The sequence below is a fragment of the Luteimonas endophytica genome, from assembly GCF_029887875.1.
Lineage (GTDB): Bacteria > Pseudomonadota > Gammaproteobacteria > Xanthomonadales > Xanthomonadaceae > Luteimonas > Luteimonas endophytica.
Window position 1 is genome coordinate 99,131 of sequence record NZ_JARXRM010000032.1, and the last position, 18,647, is coordinate 117,777.

The following is an 18,647-nucleotide window of genomic DNA, read 5'->3' on the forward strand; positions in this document are numbered from 1 at the left end:
GGGGGTTCAATCGGCGCGGCCGGCGAACTCGCCGCTGGTGGTGTTGACCAGGACGCGCTCGCCGTTGCCGATGTATTCGGGCACCTGGATCTCGATGCCGGTGCTCAGCCGCGCCGGCTTGGGGCGCTTGGTGGCGGTGCCGCCCTTGAGCTCCGGCGGAGTCTCCACGACCTCGAGCGCGACCGTCTGCGGCAGCTGCAGGCCGACCGGGGCCTCGTCGATGATCTGCACGTAGCAGCCGGTCAGGCCGTCGTGCACATAGCCGGCGTCCCCGCCGACCACGTCGGCATCCAGGGTGTAGGGGGTGTAGTCCTCGTCGTCGAGGAACACGAACGCCTCGCCGTCCTTGTAGGAGAAGCTCGCCTGGCGGCGCGAGAGTTCGACTTCGCGGAAATCCTCGTCGGCGCCGGCGCTCAGGTCCAGCTTGCCACCGCCGGGCACCGCGTACAGGGTGAAGCGGAACTTGACGTTGCCGCCGCGCCCCTGGGGCGCGCTGCGCTCGATGTCGCGGACCTGGTACACGCCGCCGTTGTGTTCGATGACGTTGCCCTTCTTGATGTCGCTGGCTTTCATTGGGGACCGTGGTTGTTGATTGATGATTGGTGGGTGGTGATCGGTGATTCGTCATTCGCGATTGGGGATGGTGACCGCCCGTTCCAGGATTGCTGGGCCGGCGTCTCCTGCCGGCCGATCTCGCCGATGACCCGCTGTTGCGAATCACCCGTCACGAGTCCCGAATCACGAATCCCGATCACTTCGGCGCCAGCCGCACCGCGCCGTCGAGGCGGATGGTCTCGCCGTTGAGATAGCGGTTGCCGAGGATGCAGGCGACCAGGTCCGCGAACTCCTCCGGGCGGCCGAGGCGCGAGGGAAACGGGATCGAGGCGGACAGCGACGTCTGCACGTCCTCCGGCATGGCGTCGACCATCGGGGTCCAGAAGATCCCCGGGGCGATCGTGTTGACGCGGATCCCGAAGCGGGCCAGTTCGCGCGCCATCGGCAGGGTCATGCCGACCACGCCGGCCTTGGAGGCGGAGTAGGCGGCCTGGCCGATCTGGCCTTCGTACGCCGCCACCGAGGCGGTATTGACGATAGCGCCGCGCTCGCCGTCCTCGCCCGGGTCGTTGTGCTGCATCACCGCGGCCGCGGCCTTGGCGACGTTGAAGCTGCCGACCAGGTTGACCATGACCGTGGTCGAGAACTGCTTGAGCGGCATCGGCGCCTCGCGGCCGAGCACCCGGCCGGCGCCGAGGATGCCGGCGCAGTTGACCGCGGCGTCCAGCCCGCCGAGGAACCCGCGTGCGGCTTCGACGCTGGCGACCACCCCGGCCTCGTCGGTCACGTCGGTGCGAAAGAAGCGGGCCCGCCCTGCGCCGAGTTCCTCCACCGCGGCGGCGCCCTTGGCGTCGTCGACGTCGAACAGCGCGACCCGGCCGCCGCCGGCCGCCAGATGCCGGGCCACCGCGAGGCCCAGGCCGGAGACGCCGCCGGTGACGATGGCGCGGATGTCGGAAACGAGCATGGTGGGCTCCAGGAATGCGGGGCCCGGCATTCTAACCGCGAGCGGCGCATCGCACCGCCGGGAGCCGCGGCCGCCGGCTCAGCGCGCCTGTCGCAGGGCGGCGCCGCGCGCGAGCCCGGCGCCTATCTGGTGTGCGAACTCGTCGGCCGACAGCCCCGGCGCGAACAGGAAGCCTTGGCCCACCGGCACTCCCAGCTCCAGCAGGAACTGGCGCTGCGGCTCGGACTCCACGCCCTCGGCCACCAGGCCCAGCCCGAGGCTGCGGGCGATGCCGGCCACCGCCTGGCACACCGCGACGTCGGAATGGTTGCGCGGGACCCCCTCGACGAACAGCTGGCTGAGTTTCATGCCGTGGATCGGCAGCCGGCGCAGGTAGTTGAGCGCGCTGTAGCCCTCGCCGAAGTCGTCGATGGTGAGCACCACGCCCATCTCGCGCAGCGCGGCGAAGGTGCGCAGGGTATCGGGAGCGTCCTCGATCAGCGCACGCTCGGTGAACTCCAGCTCCAGCGCCGCGCCGGGCAGGCGGAATTCGTCGAGCACCCCGCGCACGGTGCCTGCGAGGTCGTCGCCGAGGAACTGGCGATAGGAGACGTTGACGGCGACCCGGACGATGCCGAGCCCGGCATCGCGCCAGGCCGCCACCTGCTGGCAGGCCTCGCTGAGGACCCAGCGGCCGATCCTGACGATGTCGCCGGTGGTCTCGGCGTGGCCGATGAAGTGATCCGGGCGCATCTCGCCGAGCTGGTGGTTCTTCCAGCGGATCAACGCCTCGGCGGCGACGATGCTGCCCTTGCGCATGTCGACCTGGGGCTGGTAGACGAGGTGGAACTCGCCGTTGTCGACCGCGCGGCGCAGGTGCGTCTCCATCCGCAGGCGGTCCTCGCGCGACTGCGCCAGCGCCGGGCTGTAGGCCTGCCAGCCGTTGCGTACCCGGCGCTTGCTGTCGTACATGGCGGCGTCGGCGCTCTGGATGACCGTCTGCGGGCGCTCGCCGTCCTCGGGCGCGCGGGCGATGCCGATGCTGGCGGTGACGTCGAATTCCTCGCCCTCGTAGCGGAAGCTGCCCTCGAAGGCCTCGAGGATGCGCCGGGCGATGCGTTCCGGGCGCTCCGGGTCGTCGGCCAGGGCGCACACCACCAGGAACTCGTCGCCGCCGAAGCGCGCGATCAGCCCCTCCGGGCCGGTGGCCTCGGCGATCCGCTGCGCCGCGTGGCGCAGCAGCTCGTCGCCGGCGCCGTGGCCGAGCACGTCGTTGACCATCTTGAAGCGGTCCAGGTCCAGGTACAGCACCGCCAGGCGCGACTGCGCGGCATCGTCCATGCGCGCGCCCATCTCGGCCAGGATCGCGTCGCGGTTGAGCAGCCCGGTCAGCGGGTCGGTGCGCGCCTGCACCCGCAGGGTCTCCTCGGCCTGCTTGCGTTCGCTGATGTCCTGCAGGGTGCCGGTGATGCTGACGTTGGCGGACTCGTCGCTCTCCGGCTCGCCGATGATGCGCATCCACAGCATGCGGCCGTCGCTGCGCCGGCCCTGCAGCTCCAGGTCGATCGGCTGCTGCCGGTGCAGCGCCTGCTGCAGCGCGTGGCCGAAGCGGGCGCGGTCGCCCTGGCGCAGGCAGTGCAGCAGCCCCTCCATGGTCGTCGGAGGCAGCGGCTGGTCGAGGATCCGCGTCGCCTCGCCGGTCAGGTAGAGCACGTCGCGCCCGGCCTCCCACTCCCACCCGCCGATGCGGGCGAGCGCCTGGGCGCGGCTGAACAGCGCGCTGTCGCGCTTGAGCCGGGTCACGTCGCTGAAGAACGAGATCACCTGGTGGGGTCGGCGGCTGCCGGGCGCGAACAGCGGCACGGTGGTCACCGAAAGCCAGCGCAGGCGCCTTTCGGGCTTGTGGTAGAGCCCGAGCACGGTGCTCTGGGTGGCCTGGCCGCTGCGCAGCGTGCGCCGCGCCGGCAGTTCTTCGGGAGGCACCCGGCGGCCGGTCTCGTCGAGGATCGTCCATTTCTCCGGGGCCAGGTAGGCCTCCAGGCTGTGCTCGTCCTCGACGCCGAGGATGCGCATCGCCGCGGCGTTGACCTGCAGCGGGCGGTCCTCGGCGTCCTGCACCAGCACGCCCTTGTCGATCACCTCCAGCAGCTGCCCGTAGCGGGATTCCGCCTCGCGTCGCGCGCTGAGGTCCCGCGCCACCGCGACGATGCAGCGGCTTCCCTCGTGGACGAAGCCGGCCGAATGCACCTCCACCGGGAACCTGCTGCCGTCGCCGCGCATGTTGGTCACCTCGATCACGTAGGTGCCGCCGCGGCGCAGCGTTTCCAGCACCGGCTGGAGATGGTTTTCGGGCAGGTCGGGGTTGAGCACCTCGATCGGCTGGCCGACGATCTCGTCGCGGCTGCGGCGATAGGCCGCCATGCCGGCACGGTTCAGATCGAGCACGATGCCGCGCTCGTCGAGGATGCTCACCGGATCGGGGACGGCGTCGAACAGCGCGCGGTAGCGCAGCTGCGAGGATTCGGCGTCGGAGGCGGCCGCGCGCAGCGCGTCGCCCGCGTCGGCGAGCAGACGCCGTGTGGCGGAGGGCAGGGTGGCGTCGCCGGCCGCCGCTTCCAGCGCTGCGGCGAGGGCGATCGGGTCGCCCGCGGCCTCCGCGGCGTGCGCCGCTGCGCGCCCGCGGTTCATCCCGCGTCCGCTTCGGCCGGGTCCGGCGCCGGCGCCGGCGCGGTGGCCCGGCCGACCCTGCTGCCGGTCTCGCGGCCGAGCAGGGCCGCCAGCCAGCGCCCGGTGCCGGCCAGAGCGTCCAGGTCGACCCCGGTACGCACACCCAGGCCATGCAGCATGTACACCACGTCCTCGGTGGCGACGTTGCCGCTCGCGCCGCGCGCATAGGGGCATCCGCCGGTGCCGGCCACCGCGGCGTCGACCACGGCCACCCCTTCCTCCAGGCAGGCGAGCAGGTTGGCCAGGGCCTGGCCGTAGGTGTCGTGAAAATGCACCGCCAGCGCCGCCATCGGCACTTCGCCGGCGACCGCGCGCAGCATCTCCCGCGCCTTGATGGGGGTGCCGACGCCGATGGTGTCGCCGAGGGAGATCTCATAGCAGCCCAGCGCGTGCAGCCGGCGCGCCACCCGCACCACGTCGGCCACCGCGACCGCGCCCTGGTACGGGCAGCCCAGCACCGTGGAGACGTAGCCGCGCACCCGCACGCCGTCGCCGGCCGCGCGCTCGAGCACCGGCGCGAAGCGCCGCAGCGATTCGTCGATCGATGCATTGATGTTGCGGCGGGCGAAGGCCTCTGACGCCGCGGTGAACACCGCGATCTCCTCCACGCCCGCCGCGCGCGCGCGCTCGTAGCCCTGCTCGTTGGGCACCAGCACCGGGTAGGCCACGCCGGGGCGGCGGGCGATCCCCGCATAGACCTCGGCGGCATCGGCCAGTTGCGGGACCCATTTGGGGCTGACGAAGCTGGTCGCCTCGACCGTCCGCAGCCCGGTCTCCGACAGCCGGTCTATGAGGGCGATCTTGTCGGCGGTGGCGATCGGCGAGCGCTCGTTCTGCAGCCCGTCGCGCGGGCCGACCTCGACGATGCGCACCTCGGCGGGAAACTGGCTCATGGCATCCTGCGTTGATCGAAAGGAGATCGGGGCCGGATGCCGGACCCGGGGCCTCCGAGGGTACCGGTTCCCTGCCGGCGATTTCAGTGGCGCCGGTCCTGAACCGGGCGCCGGTACCGGCCCGCCCGGCTGCGCGGGCCTCGCCCGCCCTCGCTGCCCCCGCGCCGCTGCCGGACTGGAACCAACGCGAGACGGCAGCGCCACCGGCCGTGCCCGGGTTCATCCGTCCGGCTGCAGGGTCACCAGCACCGCGTCGCCTTCGACGAACTCGCCGGTGCTGGCGCGCACCTCGGCGATGGTGCCCGCGCGCGGCGCGCGCAGGGTCAGCTCCATCTTCATCGCCTCCATCACCAGCAGGGTCTGACCTTCGTCGACCACCGCGCCCGCCGCCGCCTCCACCAGCACCACCCGCCCCGGCATCGGCGCGGTGATCCGGTCGCTGCCGCCGGCGGCCTCGCCGGCCTCGAAACGGAAGGCCGGCAGCCGCTCGAAGCCGAAGCGGCGGTCCCCGTCGTGGATGGTCACGCGGTCGCCGTCGACCTGGGTGCGCAGCCGCCGGCCGCGCCCGTCGACGCGCAGCGTGAGCAGCTCGCCCTCCAGCCGGGCGCCCTCGATCCGCAGCGGCGCCGGTCCGGTGCCGCGGAGCAGGTAGTCGCCGGAGGTCCCGGAGGCGTGCAGTTCCAGGCGCTCGCCGTCGCGCTCCAGGACCAGCAGGCGCTCGCCGGCGTGACCCAGGCGCCAGCCGTCGGCGATCGACCACGGCGAATGCGGATCCGCGGACGCCGCCGCCCGGGCGCAGGCGCGGGCTTCCTCGTGCAGCAGGGTGGCGGCCGCAGCGGCGGCCATCTCCATCTCCCCCGCCGGTGCCGGCGGTGCCAGCACCTGGTCGAGATGGCGATCGAGGTAGCCGGTGTCGATACGTCCCTCGACGACCTCGGGGTGGCGCACCAACCGTTCGAGGAAACCGATGTTGGATTTCGGCCCGACGATGACGCACCCCGCCAGCGCCTCGCGCAGGCGGGCGAGGGCGCGCGGGCGGTCGGCGTCGTGGACGATCAGCTTGGCGAGCATGGGATCGTAGAAGATCGTCACCGTGTCGCCCTCGACCACCCCGGAGTCGACCCGGACGTGCGCCGAGGGCGGCGGCAGCCGCAGCCTTCGCAGCCGCCCGGAGCCGGGCAGGAAGCCGGCATCCGGATCCTCGGCGTAGAGCCGCACTTCGATCGCGTGGCCCTGCTGCCGCACCTGTGCCTGGGCCAGCGGCAGCGCCTCGCCGGCCGCCACCCGCACCTGCCACTCCACCAGGTCGAGCCCGGTCACCATCTCGGTGACCGGATGCTCCACCTGCAGCCGGGTGTTGATCTCCATGAAGTAGAAGGCGCCGTCCGGATCGACGATGAACTCCACGGTCCCGGCGTTGGCGTAGTCGATGGCGCGCGCCGCCAGCACCGCCGCCTCGCCCATGCGCGCGCGCAGCTCGGCGGTGAGGAAGGGCGACGGCGACTCCTCCAGCACCTTCTGGTAGCGGCGCTGGGCCGAGCACTCGCGCTCGTTGAGGTGGATGACGTTGCCGTGGCGGTCTCCGAACACCTGGATCTCGATGTGGCGCGGCCGCTCGATGTAGCGCTCCAGCAGCACCCGGTCGCGGCCGAAGGCGCTGCCCGCCTCGCGCTGGCAGCTTTCCAGCGCGGGCAGGAACTCCTTTTCGGCGCGCACCACGCGCATGCCCTTGCCGCCGCCGCCGTGGGCGGCCTTGATCATCAGCGGGTAGCCGATGCGCGCGGCCTCGCGCAGCAGCGTTTCCGGCGCCTGTTCGGCACCGGTATAGCCGGGCACCACCGGCACGCCGGCGGCGTGCATCAGCTCCTTGGCCCCCGCCTTGCTGCCCATTTTCCGCATCGATGCCGCGGACGGGCCGATGAAGGCGAGCCCGGCCGCCTCGACCGCCTCGGCGAACTCGGCGTTCTCGCTGAGGAAGCCGTAGCCGGGGTGGATCGCGGTCGCGCCGGAGCGCCGGGCCGCCTCGATGATCGCCTCGCCGCGCAGGTAGCTGTCCTGCGGCCGTGGGCCGCCGATCGGCCAGGCCTCGTCGGCGAGGCGCACGTGTTGCGCCCCGGCGTCGGCCTCGGAAAACACCGCCACCGTGGCGATGCCGAGGCGGCGGGCGGTACGGATCACCCGGCAGGCGATCTCCCCGCGGTTGGCGATGAGGATCTTCGCGAACATCCGTGGCTACTCCGGTACGCGGGGGGTGGCTGCGGTGGCGTGGTCCCGGCCGGGACCAGGCCCGCCGTCGTGAAGGCGAGGGCGGCTGGGACCCCAACCGCCGCTCATCGGGCCGGTGCCCAGGCCGGCGGTCGCTTGTCGAGGAACGCGGCCAGGCCTTCGCGGCCTTCGGGCGAGGCCCGCATCGCCGCGATCAGGTCGGCGGTGGCACGCTCCAGGGCTTCGCGGTCGCCCTGCGGCACCACCGCGCGCACCAGCGCCTTGGCCTGCGCCGACGCCACCGGCCCGGCCCGCAGCAGCAGCGCGACCTGGCGCTCGACCGCGGCGTCCAGGGCGTCGGCGGCCACCACCTCGTGGACCAGGCCGATGCGCAGCGCCTCGGCGGCGCCGAAGGTCTCGCCGGTGGCGAAGTAGCGGCGGGCGGCGCGCGCGCCGATGGCCGCGATCACGTAGGGCGAGATCGCCGCCGGCAACAGGCCCAGCCGCGCCTCGGTGAGTCCGAACTCCGCGCCCTCGGCGGCGATCGCCACGTCGCAGCAGGCGACCAGGCCGACGCCGCCGCCGAAGGCGGCGCCGTGCACCCGCGCGATGGTGGGCTTGGGGAGCTGGTCGAGGGTGCGCATCAGCCGGGCCAGGGCGAGCGCGTCCTCGCGGTTCTCGTCGGCGCCGGCAGCGGCCATCGAGCGCATCCAGTTGAGATCGGCGCCCGCCGAGAACGAGGGGCCGGCGCCCTCGAGCACCACGACGCGCACCTCGGGGTCGTCGCCGAGTTCCGCCAGGCGCGCCCCGAGCGCGGCGATCAGGTCGGCGTCGAACGCGTTGTGCACTCTCGGGCGGTCCATGCACAGGCGCGCGACGGCGCCGTCGCGGTACAGCTGCAGGAGGGCGTCGGTCATCGCATCGGTTCCGGTGAACGGGCCCCGCATGATAGCGGCTGCCCCGGGCGCATCAGGGGCATACACCTCGGCGCGGTCCGGGTAGAATGAGAACAATTAGCATTCAGGTCGGTGCCGTGAGACTTTCAGAGTTGCCGCGAGGCGGATCCGCCCGCGTCGCCAGGGTGGAGGATCGGGTGCCCGGGGATCCGGTCGCGCGGCGGTTGCGCGAGCTCGGCTTCATCGCCGGCGAACCGGTGCGGATCACCGCGGCCGGGCCGCTGGGTGCCGAACCGCTGCTGGTGCAGGTGGGGTTCACCCGCTTCGCGCTGCGCCGTGCCGAAGCGGCGCGGGTGCTGCTGGCCGCGGAGGAGCGGGCGGCATGAGCGCACGGCTCGAGGTGCCGCGCCTGGCCCTGGTCGGCAGCCCGAACTGCGGCAAGACCGCGCTATTCAACCGCCTGACCGGCAGCCGCCAGAAGGTGGCCAACTACGCGGGGGTCACGGTCGAGCGCAAGGAAGGACTGCTCACGGCGCCGTCGGGCAGGCGCTACGCGCTGCTCGACCTCCCAGGCGCCTACAGCCTCACCCCCTCCAGCCTGGACGAGGCGATCACCCGCGACCTGTGCCGCGGGCACTATCCGGGCGAACCCGCGCCCGACTTGCTGGTCTGTGTGGTCGACGCCACCAACCTGCGCCTGCACCTGCGGTTCGCACTCGAACTGCGGCGGCTGGGGCGGCCGATGGTGGTGGCGCTCAACATGGCCGACGTGGCGGCGCGGCGCGGCATCCGCATCGACCGCGAGCGGCTGGAGCGGGAACTGGGCGTGCCGGTGGTGGAAACGGTCGCGGTACGCCGCCACGGCGCCCAGGCCCTGGTGGAGCGGATCGAGGCGCTGTCCAGCGCGACCGCGGGCGCGGCCCCGGCCGCTGCGGCGGATGCCCCCACGGCCGGCGACGACGACGCCCTGCACGCCGAGGCCCGGCGCCTGATCGATGCGGCGGTGCGGATGCCCTCGAACACCGACCGGATCGACGACGCGCTCGACCGCTGGCTGCTGCACCCGGTGGCCGGGCTGCTGACGCTCGCGGTGGTGATGTTCCTGATCTTCCAGGCGGTCTACGCCTGGGCCACGCCGATGATGGACGCGATCGACGCCGGGACCGGCTGGCTGGCCGCGCAGGTCTCGGCCACGCTGCCGGAAGGTCCGCTGGCGAGCCTGCTGGCCGACGGCATCATCGCCGGGCTCGGGAGCGTGGTGATCTTCCTGCCGCAGATCCTGATCCTGTTCGCCTTCATCCTGGCGCTGGAGGAGTCCGGCTACCTGCCGCGCGCCGCGTTCCTGCTCGACCGGATGATGTCCGCGGCCGGGCTTTCGGGGCGCTCCTTCATTCCGCTGCTGTCGAGCTTCGCCTGCGCCATCCCCGGGATCATGGCGACGCGTTCGATCCAGGATCCGCGCGACCGCCTGGCCACGATCATGGTGGCGCCGCTGATGACCTGTTCGGCGCGGCTGCCGGTGTACGCGCTGCTGATCGGCGCCTTCATCCCGCGACAGCAGATTGCGGGGGTCTTCAACCTGCAGGGCCTGGTGCTGTTCGCGCTGTACATGGCCGGCATCCTCAGCGCCCTGGCGGTCTCGTTCGTGATGAAGAAATGGCGCCGCGACGGCGGCGAGCACATGCTGATGCTGGAGCTGCCGTCGTACCGGCTGCCGCATCCGCGCGACCTGCTGATCGGGCTGTACGAGCGCGGGATGATCTTCCTGCGCCGGGTCGGCGGCATCATCCTCGCGCTGACCGTGCTGCTGTGGTTCCTGCTCTCGTTCCCGGGCGCGCCGGAGGGTGCCACCGGTCCGGCGATCGACTACAGCTTCGCCGGCCGCCTCGGACACGCCATGACGGGCCTGTTCGCGCCGCTGGGCTTCAACTGGCAGATCTGCATCGCGCTGATCCCCGGACTTGCCGCGCGCGAGGTGGCGGTCTCCTCGCTCGCCACCGTCTACGCGCTCTCCGCCGCCGACGACGATGCCGCCGCGCAGGCGTTGACCCCGCTGATCAGCGACGGCTGGTCGCTGGCCACCGCGCTCTCGCTACTGGTGTGGTTCGTATACGCGCCGCAATGCATTTCCACCTGGGCCACGATCCGGCGCGAAACGAACTCCTGGCGGACGATGGCGATCAGCGCCGGCTACCTGTTCGCGCTCGCCTATCTGGCGTCGCTGGTCACCTACCAGGTGGCGGTGCTGCTGGGGGCGGGCTAGCCGCGATGGACGCGTCGACCGCCCTGCAGTACGCCGTGGTCGGGCTGGCGGTCGCGATCAGCGCCTGGGTGGTGCTGGCGAAGCAGGCACCGGGCACCGCGCGTCGCCTGCGGACCGCGGCCGCGTTGGCGCTGCTGCGCCGCAGTGGCGCGCCCTGGTCGCGGGCGCTGGGCCGGCGCATCGCCCCGGCGGCCGGTCGGGCCGGCGACGCCTGCGGCGGTTGCGACGGCTGCGGGCCGGGCGACGCGACGCGCTGAGGCGGCGCCGCACCGCCGTGCTGGAATCGTGAAATGAAGCCTAGTGCCGGGTGCTGGCGCGCTTGGCGGGCTTGCGCATGTCGCTGGTGGGAAAGACCTCGACCGACAGGCTGAAGCTGCGTTCCTGGCCCGCATGCAGCGCGCCCACCCCCACGACCTGGCGGTTGATCTCGTTGCCCTCGTCGTCGCGCACCACCAGCACCACCGAATACTCCCAGGCGCCGCCCTCGGCCGGGTGCCGGATGGTGCCCTCGACGTTCAACGCCGTGGTCGAGGCGGCGGCGCCGGTGGCGGCCGCCGAATCGAAACGGAGATAGTGCCGGCACGACGGGCAGATGCTGGCGCTCTGCAGGATCGTGGTCTTGCAGTGCGGGCAGGTGCGCGTGGCACCCGCCGCGCCAGGCCGGGGCGTGCTCACGAGGCGAGTTCGAGATCCGCCTTGTCGGCCCTGGTTTCGGACTTCGCGCCGGCCTTGGCGTCCTTGTTCTCCCAGCCGCACTCGACGTGGCCGCGGATCCGCGAGCCGGCGGCGACGGTGAGCGAACCGGCCTTCAGATCGCCGTTCATCACCGCGGTATCGAGCAGTTCCACCCGCGCGGCGGCGTCGATGTTGCCTTCGAGCTCGCCGGCGACGATCACCTTGTCGGCGCGCACCCCGCCGTTGAGCTTGGCGCCCTTCTCGATGGTCAGGTCGCCCTGCACGTTGACGTCGCCCTTGAACTTGCCGGCGATGCGGACGTGGCCGGTGCCCTCGATCTTGCCCTCGATGGTGAGGTTGGCGGCGATCAGCGACTCCTTCACCTCGGGGGTCGCGGGCCGGCGCGGCGGGGCGGTCTGGGTGGGATTGAAGTCGGCGACGGCCGGCTGCGGCTCACGGGCCGGTGCGGGGGAGGGGGTGGGGTCCGGCGCGAAGGAGGGCGTGTCCTTCTTGGCGGAGCTCGGCTGGTTGAAGATGGCCATCACGGAATTCCTCATGGGCGGACAGGGACAGGCGCGTCGGCTGCCGGCGGCAGCCACGCAACGACAGGGGGTCGTGCCGCGAGACTAGCATGTGCCCACCCGCGTCCGAATGTGACCACGCTCACCGAATCCGAGATCGGGCAGGGCGTTACACGACCTTGTTGAGGCAGGCGTGCGAAGCCTCCACGCAGTCTCCACACCGCGCCCGGGGTGGACGCCCCGCGACGGGCGGCGCACCGCCGCCGCGGGTCACATCCGGAACACCCCGAACCGGGCCGGTTCGACCGGAGCGTTGAGCGCGGTGGAGATGCCGAGCCCCAGCACCCGGCGGGTGTCCGCCGGATCGACGATGCCGTCGTCCCACAGCCGGGCGGTGGCGTACCACGGGCTGCCCTGGGTCTCGTACTGGTCGCGGACCGGCGCCTTGAAGGCTTCCTCCTCCTCCGCGCTCCAGCTGCCGCCGCGCGCCTCGATGCCGTCGCGCCTGACCGTGGCGAGCACGCTCGCGGCCTGCTCCCCGCCCATCACGCTGATGCGCGCGTTCGGCCACATCCACAGGAAGCGCGCGCCGTAGGCGCGCCCGCACATGGCGTAGTTGCCGGCGCCGAAGCTGCCGCCGATCACCACGGTGAACTTGGGAACGCTGGAGCAGGCCACCGCGGTGACCATCTTGGCGCCGTCCTTGGCGATGCCCGCGTTCTCGTACTTGCGGCCGACCATGAAGCCGGTGATGTTCTGCAGGAACACCAGGGGGATGCCGCGCTGGTTGCACAGCTCGATGAAGTGCGCGCCCTTGAGCGCCGATTCGGCGAACAGGATGCCGTTGTTGGCGACGATGCCGACGGGATAGCCGTGCAGGTGCGCGAAGCCGGTCACCAGGGTCTTGCCGTAGCGGGCCTTGAACTCCTGGAATTCGCTGCCGTCGACGATCCGCGCGACCACCTCGCGGACGTCGAACGGGCGGCGGGTGTCCTTGGGCACGATGCCGTACAGCTCCTCGGCCGGGTACAGCGGCTCGCGCGCCTCGCGCAGCGCCACCGGCACGGTCTTGCTCCGGTTGAGGTTGCCGACGATGTCGCGGGCGATCTGCAGGGCGTGGCGGTCGTCCTCGGCGAAATGGTCGGCCACGCCGGAGACGCCGGTGTGCACCTCGGCGCCGCCGAGGGCCTCCGCGTCCACGACCTCGCCGGTGGCGGCCTTCACCAGCGGCGGGCCGCCGAGGAAGATCGTACCCTGCTCCTTGACGATCACCGATTCGTCGCACATCGCCGGCACGTATGCGCCGCCGGCCGTGCAAGAGCCCATGACGACCGCGATCTGGGGGATGTTCTCCGCGCTCATGCGCGCCTGGTTGTAGAAGATCCTGCCGAAGTGCTCGCGGTCCGGGAACACCTCGTCCTGCAGCGGCAGGTAGGCACCCCCGGAGTCGACCAGGTAGATGCAGGGCAGGCGGTTCTCGGCGGCCACCTGCTGCGCGCGCAGGTGTTTCTTCACCGTGATCGGGAAATAGGTGCCGCCCTTGACCGTGGCGTCGTTGGCCACGATCACCACCTCCTGGCCCATGACCCGGCCGATGCCGCAGACCATGCCGGCGGCCGGGGCGGCGCCGTCGTACATGTCCTCGGCGGCGAGCGGCGCGATCTCCAGGAACGGCGAGCCCGGATCCAGCAGCGCGCTCACCCGCTCGCGAGGCAGCAGCTTGCCGCGTGCGGTATGGCGTTCGCGCGCTGCCTCGCCGCCGCCCTCCGCGGCGCGCGCCAGCCTGCGGTCGAGCTCGGCGACCAGGGCGCGATGGTAGGCGGCGTTGTCGGTGAACTCCTGCGAGCGCGGGTCCAGGCTCGAACTCAGTGCGGGCATCGGCGGGTCCGGCGTGACGAGCCCATCAGGATACCCGCCGTGGCCCCGGTTCGCTCCGGACGGGAGCGCGGCGTGCGCCGGAGTCGTGTACGTCCGCTACTCCGAACACCGGTCCAGGTGTCGGAGAAGGGTCAAAAAAAAAGGCCGCCGGAGAACCGGCGGCCTTTCCCATGCGAATGGTGTCGCAAGGCCCCGGACGGGGCCAGGCGAAACTCAGTGCTGCATGTCGTCCTGGGCGGCGTCTTCGGCGCCGTCCTGAGCCTCGTCCGCGGTATCGGCGGCTTCCTCGGCGACGTCGGCAGCGTCCTCGGCGGCGTCGGCAGCGGCGTCGGCGGCTTCGTCGGTGGTGGCGGCCGAAGCGTCGGCAGCGGCGTCGGCGGCGTTGTCGGCAGCCATGTCGGCGGTGTCGGCAGCGGCCTGGGCGCTCTCGTTGCCGTAGGCGGCGTCGGCCTGGGCCTGGGCCTCGGCGGCGGCGTCAGCGGCATCGGCAGCCGCGTCCTGGGCGGCGTCCTGGTTCGAGCAGGCAGCCAGGGCAAAACCCATGGCCAGGGCAAGCAGAGCCTTGTTGATGGACATTTGGTATTTCCTCGTCGTGTGGTGAGTCAGAACGCGCAGGTAGGCGCGCCGGGGGACATCATGACAAGCCGCCGTTGGGTGTCAAGTAGGTGTTTGATTTTTTTCGTAAAAATGGCGTTAACCGGCTAGGCCAGTTCCACCGCGATCGCGGTGGCTTCGCCGCCCCCGATGCACAGCGAGGCCACGCCCCGCCGTCCCCCTCGGGCACGCAGGGCGTGGATCAGGGTGACCACGAGCCGGGCGCCGCTGGCGCCGATCGGATGGCCGAGCGCGCAGGCGCCGCCGTTCACGTTCAGCCGCTCGTGGACGATGCCCAGGTCCTTCATCGGCGCCATCGCCACGCAGGCGAAGGCCTCATTGATCTCGAACAGATCGACGTCCTCCACTTTCCAGCCGGCGCGCTCGAGCACGTTGCCGATCGCCTTCACCGGCGCGGTGGTGAACCACTCCGGCGCCTGGGCATGGCCCGCGTGCGCGACGATCCGGGCCAGCGGCTGCAGCCCGCGGCGCCCCGCCTCGTCGGCCGACATCAGCAGCGTGGCCGCGGCGCCGTCGGAGATTTTCGAAGAGGACGCTGCGGTCAGCCGGCCCTCCTTGCCGAAGGCCGGGCGCAGGGTCGGGATCTTCGCGGTATCGATCCGGCCCGGCTCCTCGTCGGTGTCGACCGTATGCTCGCCCTTGCGGGTGCGCACCGCGACCGGGACGATCTCGTCGGCGAAGGCGCCGCCGGAGATCGCCGCCTGCGCGCGCGTCGCGCTTTCCGCCGAGAACGCGTCCAGCTGCTCCCGGCTCAGCTCGTACTTTTCGCAGGTGATGTCGCCGAACACGCCCATCGCCTTGCCGTCGTAGGGGTTGGTCAGCCCGTCCCAGGCCATGTGGTCGAGGAACTCGGCGCTGCCGTAGCGGATGCCGGTGCGCGAGCCGTTCAGCAGATGCGGTGCATTGGTCATCGACTCCATGCCGCCGGCCACCACCACCGAGGACGAGCCGGCGCGGATGATGTCGTGTGCCAGCATGATCGCCTTCATCCCCGAACCGCACACCTTGTTGATCGTGGTACAGCCGGCGGCGTCGGGAATCCCCGCCGCGCGCGACGCCTGCCGCGCCGGCGCCTGGCCCAGTCCGGCCGGCAGCACGCAGCCCATGATCACCTCGTCGACCTGATCGGCGGCCAGTCCGGCGTGCTGCAGTGCGCCGGTGATCGCGGAGGCGCCGAGCGTCGGGGACGGCACGCCGGTGAACTGGCCGAGAAAGGAACCGATGGCGGTGCGTTTGGCACCGACGATGACGACGTCGCTCATGAAGCTTGCTCCGGCAAGGGCGGGGGGGCCCGGGAAGCCGCCGATTATCGCGCCGCGCGGATGGGGCGGCAAACGCGGGCCCATTCAGTGGAGGCGATTGCCGCAGGGCGGCGCCGCGTCACGGTTTTGCGCTGGTGCGCCCTGTGGTTTGCGGGTATAGATGGTGCGGCGAACACCCAGCGGCGGCCGGTGCCGCGCGCGACGATGCGGCGACGCCCGCGTCGCCCGGACAATCGAAGAGAAGGAACCCATCCCATGGCGGAACAGACTCCCCGCGCCGTTGCGGCGCCGTCCTGCAAGCTTTCGCTGCTGGCCCTCGCGGTCGGCCTGGCGCTGAGCGCCTGCGGCGGCGGCGGCGGCGACAATCGTCCCGATCCCCCGCCCACCGAGCGCCCGCCGCCGCCGCCGACCACGGTCGAACCGCCGAATCCGGACTACAGCGAGCATCTCGCGCTGACCAATACCTACGAGGCCCACGATGCCGGGCTGAGCGGCGAAGGGGTGCGCATCGGCGTGCTGGACACCGGGGTCAACCGCGACCATCCGGCACTCGCCGGGCGGGTGGTGGACAACCTGGTCTACGTGGATGGCGCCGACAACGATCTCTCGGTCGACGACGTCGATGGCCACGGCACCGCGGTGGCACAGATTCTCGCCGGGACCCCGTTCGGGGAATGGCCGGGCGGGATCGCCCCCGGTGCCGAGATCGTCTCCGCGCGCATCATCAACGACGAGCCGCCGGACGACGACGGCAGCGGCGACGGCAACGAGGTGGACGGCCCGCTCGGTCTCGAGCCGATCCACCAGGACATGATCGATCGCGGAGTGCGCATCCTCAACAATTCCTGGGGCGGGCTGTACTGGGACGATCCGGCCGCGACCGCGCTGATCGCCGACGAGTACCGGGACTTCATCTTCGACAACGACGGGCTGGTGGTGTTCGCCACCGGCAATCTCGAGGACGCGGATCCGACCGACATGGCGGCCCTGCCGAGCCAGCCGGGGCCGAACGGCACCACCCCGGCGGCGGACCTGGAGCGCGGGTGGCTGGCGGTGACGGCGATCGATCCGGACGATGTCCACCAGCTGGACTCGCTCGACGACGGCACTGTCTATCCGAACGCCTGTGGTGTGGCCATGAACTACTGTCTCGCCGCCCCGGGGACGGTCGTCGTCACCGGCACCGACGACGCCCCCGACGCGCCCGATTACTACGGCTGGGCGGGCACCTCCTTCGCGGCCCCGCAGGTCTCCGGCGCCGCCGCCCTCGTCTGGGAAGCGTTCCCGTGGTTCGACAACGACCTGGTGCGCCAGACCCTCCTCGGTACCGCTGCCGACATCGGCGATCCCGGCGTCGACGAGGTCTTCGGCTATGGGCTGCTCGACGTCGGCCGGGCCGTGCAGGGCCCGGGGCGCTTCGACTGGGGCCGGGTCACCGCCGACTTCGACGGCATGAGCTCGGAGTGGTCGAACGATATCGCCGGCAGCGGTGGGCTGACCAAGCGCGGCACCGGCTTGCTGGAGCTGTCCGGCGACAACGACTACCGCGGCGAGACCCGGGTGGAGGACGGCGTGCTGCGCCTCAGCGGCGCGCTGAACAACTCGGCGGTGTCGATCACGGGCAACGGTGTGCTCAGCGGCGCCGGCGCGATCGCCGGCAGCGTCGACAATGCCGGCACGGTGTTCCTCGACGCCGGCGACGGCGACACCGCGCTGACCGTCGGCGGCGACTACCGGCACCGCGATGGCGCGCAGCTGGCGCTGCTGTTCGGCGCCGGCGCGCTGCAGGTCGGCGGCGACGCCGCCATCGAGGGAGGCACGGTGCACGTGGCCGGCGTGATCGACGGCTACACCACCCGCCGCGAGGAAGAAGTGCTGCGCACCGAAGGCACCCTGAGCGGCGCGTTCGACGAGTACACCTTCGACGACGACGCGGTGTTCTTCGAGGGCGAGCTGGTGCACGACTACATCTTCGGGCGGGTGCTGCTGGAGATCGATCGTCTCGACGTGTTCGCCACCGCCTCCGCATTCGGGTCCGCGACCGCGGCCTCGCTGTCGGCGGCGGAACGCGTGGAGAACGCGTTCCGTCAGATCGACGGCCAGCGCGAAGCCGGCCAGGGCCTCATCGCCGACGGCTTCATCCGCACCGCCGGCGAGTTCCAGTCGATCCCGGACGAGGCCACCGCCGCGGCTTCGCTGGCCAGCTTGTCGGGCGAACTCCACGCGCTGGCGTCCTCGGCCACGTTCGACGCCATCGACATGAGCCGGCGGGCGCTGACGGCGCAGTTCGGGCAGGCTGCCCCCGGGCAGGCTGCGCGGGGGGCGCGGGTCTGGCAGCGGCAACTTGGCGGTGGCGGGCAGGGCGGGTTCTCCGGCAGCGAATTCGCCGTGGACGGCTGGATGATCGGCCGCGAGCATCGTTTCGGCGGCAACGGGGTGGCCGGCTTCGCATTCGGCGAGACCCATGCCGACAGCCGCCGCGACGGCAGCCGCGACCGCGGGCGCGACCGCCAGGCGCAGGCGCAGCTGTACGCCGGCCGCCTGCACGGCAACGGCTACACCCTGGGCCAGGCCGGTTTCGGGCGCTTCGACCGGCAGCTGGAACGCCACCTGTTCACGGGGCGGCAGTCGACCGGCGTGGCGACCGCCTACGCGGGCGACTTCTTCACCGTCAACCTCGAAAGCGGCTACCGCTTCGGCGATCGCGCTGCGGCGGTGACGCCGTACGTGGGCGCCGAGTACACCCGCATCGACAGCGACGGTTTCTTCGAGCCGGGCGCGGACGGGTTCGGCCTGCGCGCCGATCCGTGGACCTCGAGCCGCAGCCAGGCCATCGCCGGGCTTCGGGCCGAGCGCGGCTGGCGTGGGCTGACCCTGCACGGCTACGCGGAATGGCAGCACACGCTGGGTGCGAGCGGCCTGGACGTCGATGCCGCCTTCACCGGCGCCGACGCCTGGTCGTCGCTGGGCGGGCTGCAGCCCGGTCGTTCGGGCGGGCTGTTCGGGCTGGGCCTGGACGCCTGGGTGGGCCGCAGCGGGCTGGTCACGCTGGGCTGGGACCAGCGCTTCGGCCCGCGCGGCGACGCCCGCATGGTCTCGCTGCGCTACGCGCTCGGGTTCTGAGGCAACGCGGCCTCGCCCTCACGGGGAGGGGCCGCGCGGGCGGCGCCCGGTGGGGGAAGGGGCCGCGGGCGCTATAATCGCCGGCCGC

At 72.1% G+C, this 18,647-nt stretch carries 15 protein-coding genes; 4 read left to right on the top strand and 11 right to left on the bottom strand.

All coding sequences use genetic code 11. The features are described from left to right. Nucleotides 1–6: 6 nt before the first annotated feature. The 6 genes from efpL to QFW77_RS10545 form a co-directional block, all read right to left on the bottom strand. On the bottom strand, nucleotides 7–573 hold the full coding sequence (gene efpL, locus QFW77_RS10520) for an elongation factor P-like protein EfpL (protein ID WP_280574607.1): 567 nt from the start codon (nucleotides 571–573) through the stop codon (nucleotides 7–9). Nucleotides 574–751: 178 nt separating this feature from the next. Beyond that, on the bottom strand, nucleotides 752–1,522 hold the full coding sequence (locus QFW77_RS10525) for an SDR family NAD(P)-dependent oxidoreductase (protein ID WP_280574608.1): 771 nt from the start codon (nucleotides 1,520–1,522) through the stop codon (nucleotides 752–754). A 78-nt stretch (nucleotides 1,523–1,600) separates the two neighbouring features. Beyond that, on the bottom strand, nucleotides 1,601–4,189 hold the full coding sequence (locus QFW77_RS10530) for a sensor domain-containing protein (protein ID WP_280574609.1): 2,589 nt from the start codon (nucleotides 4,187–4,189) through the stop codon (nucleotides 1,601–1,603). Beyond that, nucleotides 4,186–5,121 (bottom strand): hydroxymethylglutaryl-CoA lyase, encoded by a 936-nt coding sequence (locus tag QFW77_RS10535; RefSeq protein WP_280574610.1) that lies wholly within the window; start codon nucleotides 5,119–5,121, stop codon nucleotides 4,186–4,188. Before QFW77_RS10535 ends, QFW77_RS10530 begins: the two co-directional genes overlap by 4 nt. A 219-nt stretch (nucleotides 5,122–5,340) precedes the next feature. Beyond that, nucleotides 5,341–7,347, bottom strand: coding sequence for an acetyl/propionyl/methylcrotonyl-CoA carboxylase subunit alpha (locus QFW77_RS10540; protein ID WP_280574612.1), 2,007 nt, complete (start codon nucleotides 7,345–7,347; stop codon nucleotides 5,341–5,343). Nucleotides 7,348–7,451: 104 nt separating this feature from the next. Further along, on the bottom strand, nucleotides 7,452–8,243 hold the full coding sequence (locus QFW77_RS10545; RefSeq protein WP_280574613.1) for an enoyl-CoA hydratase-related protein: 792 nt from the start codon (nucleotides 8,241–8,243) through the stop codon (nucleotides 7,452–7,454). Between the two features lie 116 nt (nucleotides 8,244–8,359). Here QFW77_RS10545 and QFW77_RS10550 point away from each other — a divergent pair, with 116 nt between their 5' ends. The 3 genes from QFW77_RS10550 to QFW77_RS10560 are packed head-to-tail and all read left to right on the top strand — an operon-like array spanning nucleotide 8,360 to nucleotide 10,742. Beyond that, nucleotides 8,360–8,608 carry a FeoA family protein gene (locus QFW77_RS10550; protein WP_280574614.1) on the top strand — a complete coding sequence of 83 codons (249 nt, stop codon included), beginning with the start codon at nucleotides 8,360–8,362 and terminating at the stop codon, nucleotides 8,606–8,608. Next, nucleotides 8,605–10,485, top strand: a complete 1,881-nt coding sequence (feoB, locus tag QFW77_RS10555; RefSeq protein WP_280574615.1) for a ferrous iron transporter B — start codon at nucleotides 8,605–8,607, stop codon at nucleotides 10,483–10,485. Before QFW77_RS10550 ends, feoB begins: the two co-directional genes overlap by 4 nt. A 5-nt stretch (nucleotides 10,486–10,490) precedes the next feature. Continuing rightward, nucleotides 10,491–10,742: a DUF6587 family protein gene (locus QFW77_RS10560; RefSeq protein ID WP_280574616.1), complete on the top strand. Its 252-nt coding sequence runs from the start codon at nucleotides 10,491–10,493 to the stop codon at nucleotides 10,740–10,742. Nucleotides 10,743–10,782: 40 nt separating this feature from the next. Here the strand turns inward: QFW77_RS10560 and QFW77_RS10565 are convergent, their stop codons facing one another. From QFW77_RS10565 to QFW77_RS10585, 5 genes are all read right to left on the bottom strand, one after another. After that, entirely contained in the window at nucleotides 10,783–11,160 is a 378-nt protein-coding gene (locus tag QFW77_RS10565; protein WP_280574617.1) for a hypothetical protein, read from the bottom strand. Continuing rightward, nucleotides 11,157–11,702: a bactofilin family protein gene (locus QFW77_RS10570; RefSeq protein ID WP_280574618.1), complete on the bottom strand. Its 546-nt coding sequence runs from the start codon at nucleotides 11,700–11,702 to the stop codon at nucleotides 11,157–11,159. Before QFW77_RS10570 ends, QFW77_RS10565 begins: the two co-directional genes overlap by 4 nt. Nucleotides 11,703–11,951: 249 nt before the next feature. Further along, on the bottom strand, nucleotides 11,952–13,559 hold the full coding sequence (locus tag QFW77_RS10575; protein WP_280574619.1) for a carboxyl transferase domain-containing protein: 1,608 nt from the start codon (nucleotides 13,557–13,559) through the stop codon (nucleotides 11,952–11,954). A 213-nt stretch (nucleotides 13,560–13,772) separates the two neighbouring features. Beyond that, nucleotides 13,773–14,135 carry a hypothetical protein gene (locus QFW77_RS10580; protein ID WP_280574620.1) on the bottom strand — a complete coding sequence of 121 codons (363 nt, stop codon included), beginning with the start codon at nucleotides 14,133–14,135 and terminating at the stop codon, nucleotides 13,773–13,775. A gap of 125 nt (nucleotides 14,136–14,260) precedes the next feature. Further along, the gene (locus QFW77_RS10585) at nucleotides 14,261–15,436 is read right to left on the bottom strand and encodes a thiolase family protein (RefSeq protein WP_280574621.1); all 1,176 of its coding nucleotides are present in this window, start codon (nucleotides 15,434–15,436) and stop codon (nucleotides 14,261–14,263) included. Between the two features lie 255 nt (nucleotides 15,437–15,691). Between QFW77_RS10585 and QFW77_RS10590 the strand changes: the two genes are divergently transcribed. Then, nucleotides 15,692–18,559, top strand: coding sequence for a S8 family peptidase (locus QFW77_RS10590; protein WP_280574622.1), 2,868 nt, complete (start codon nucleotides 15,692–15,694; stop codon nucleotides 18,557–18,559). Nucleotides 18,560–18,647: the final 88 nt, after the last annotated feature.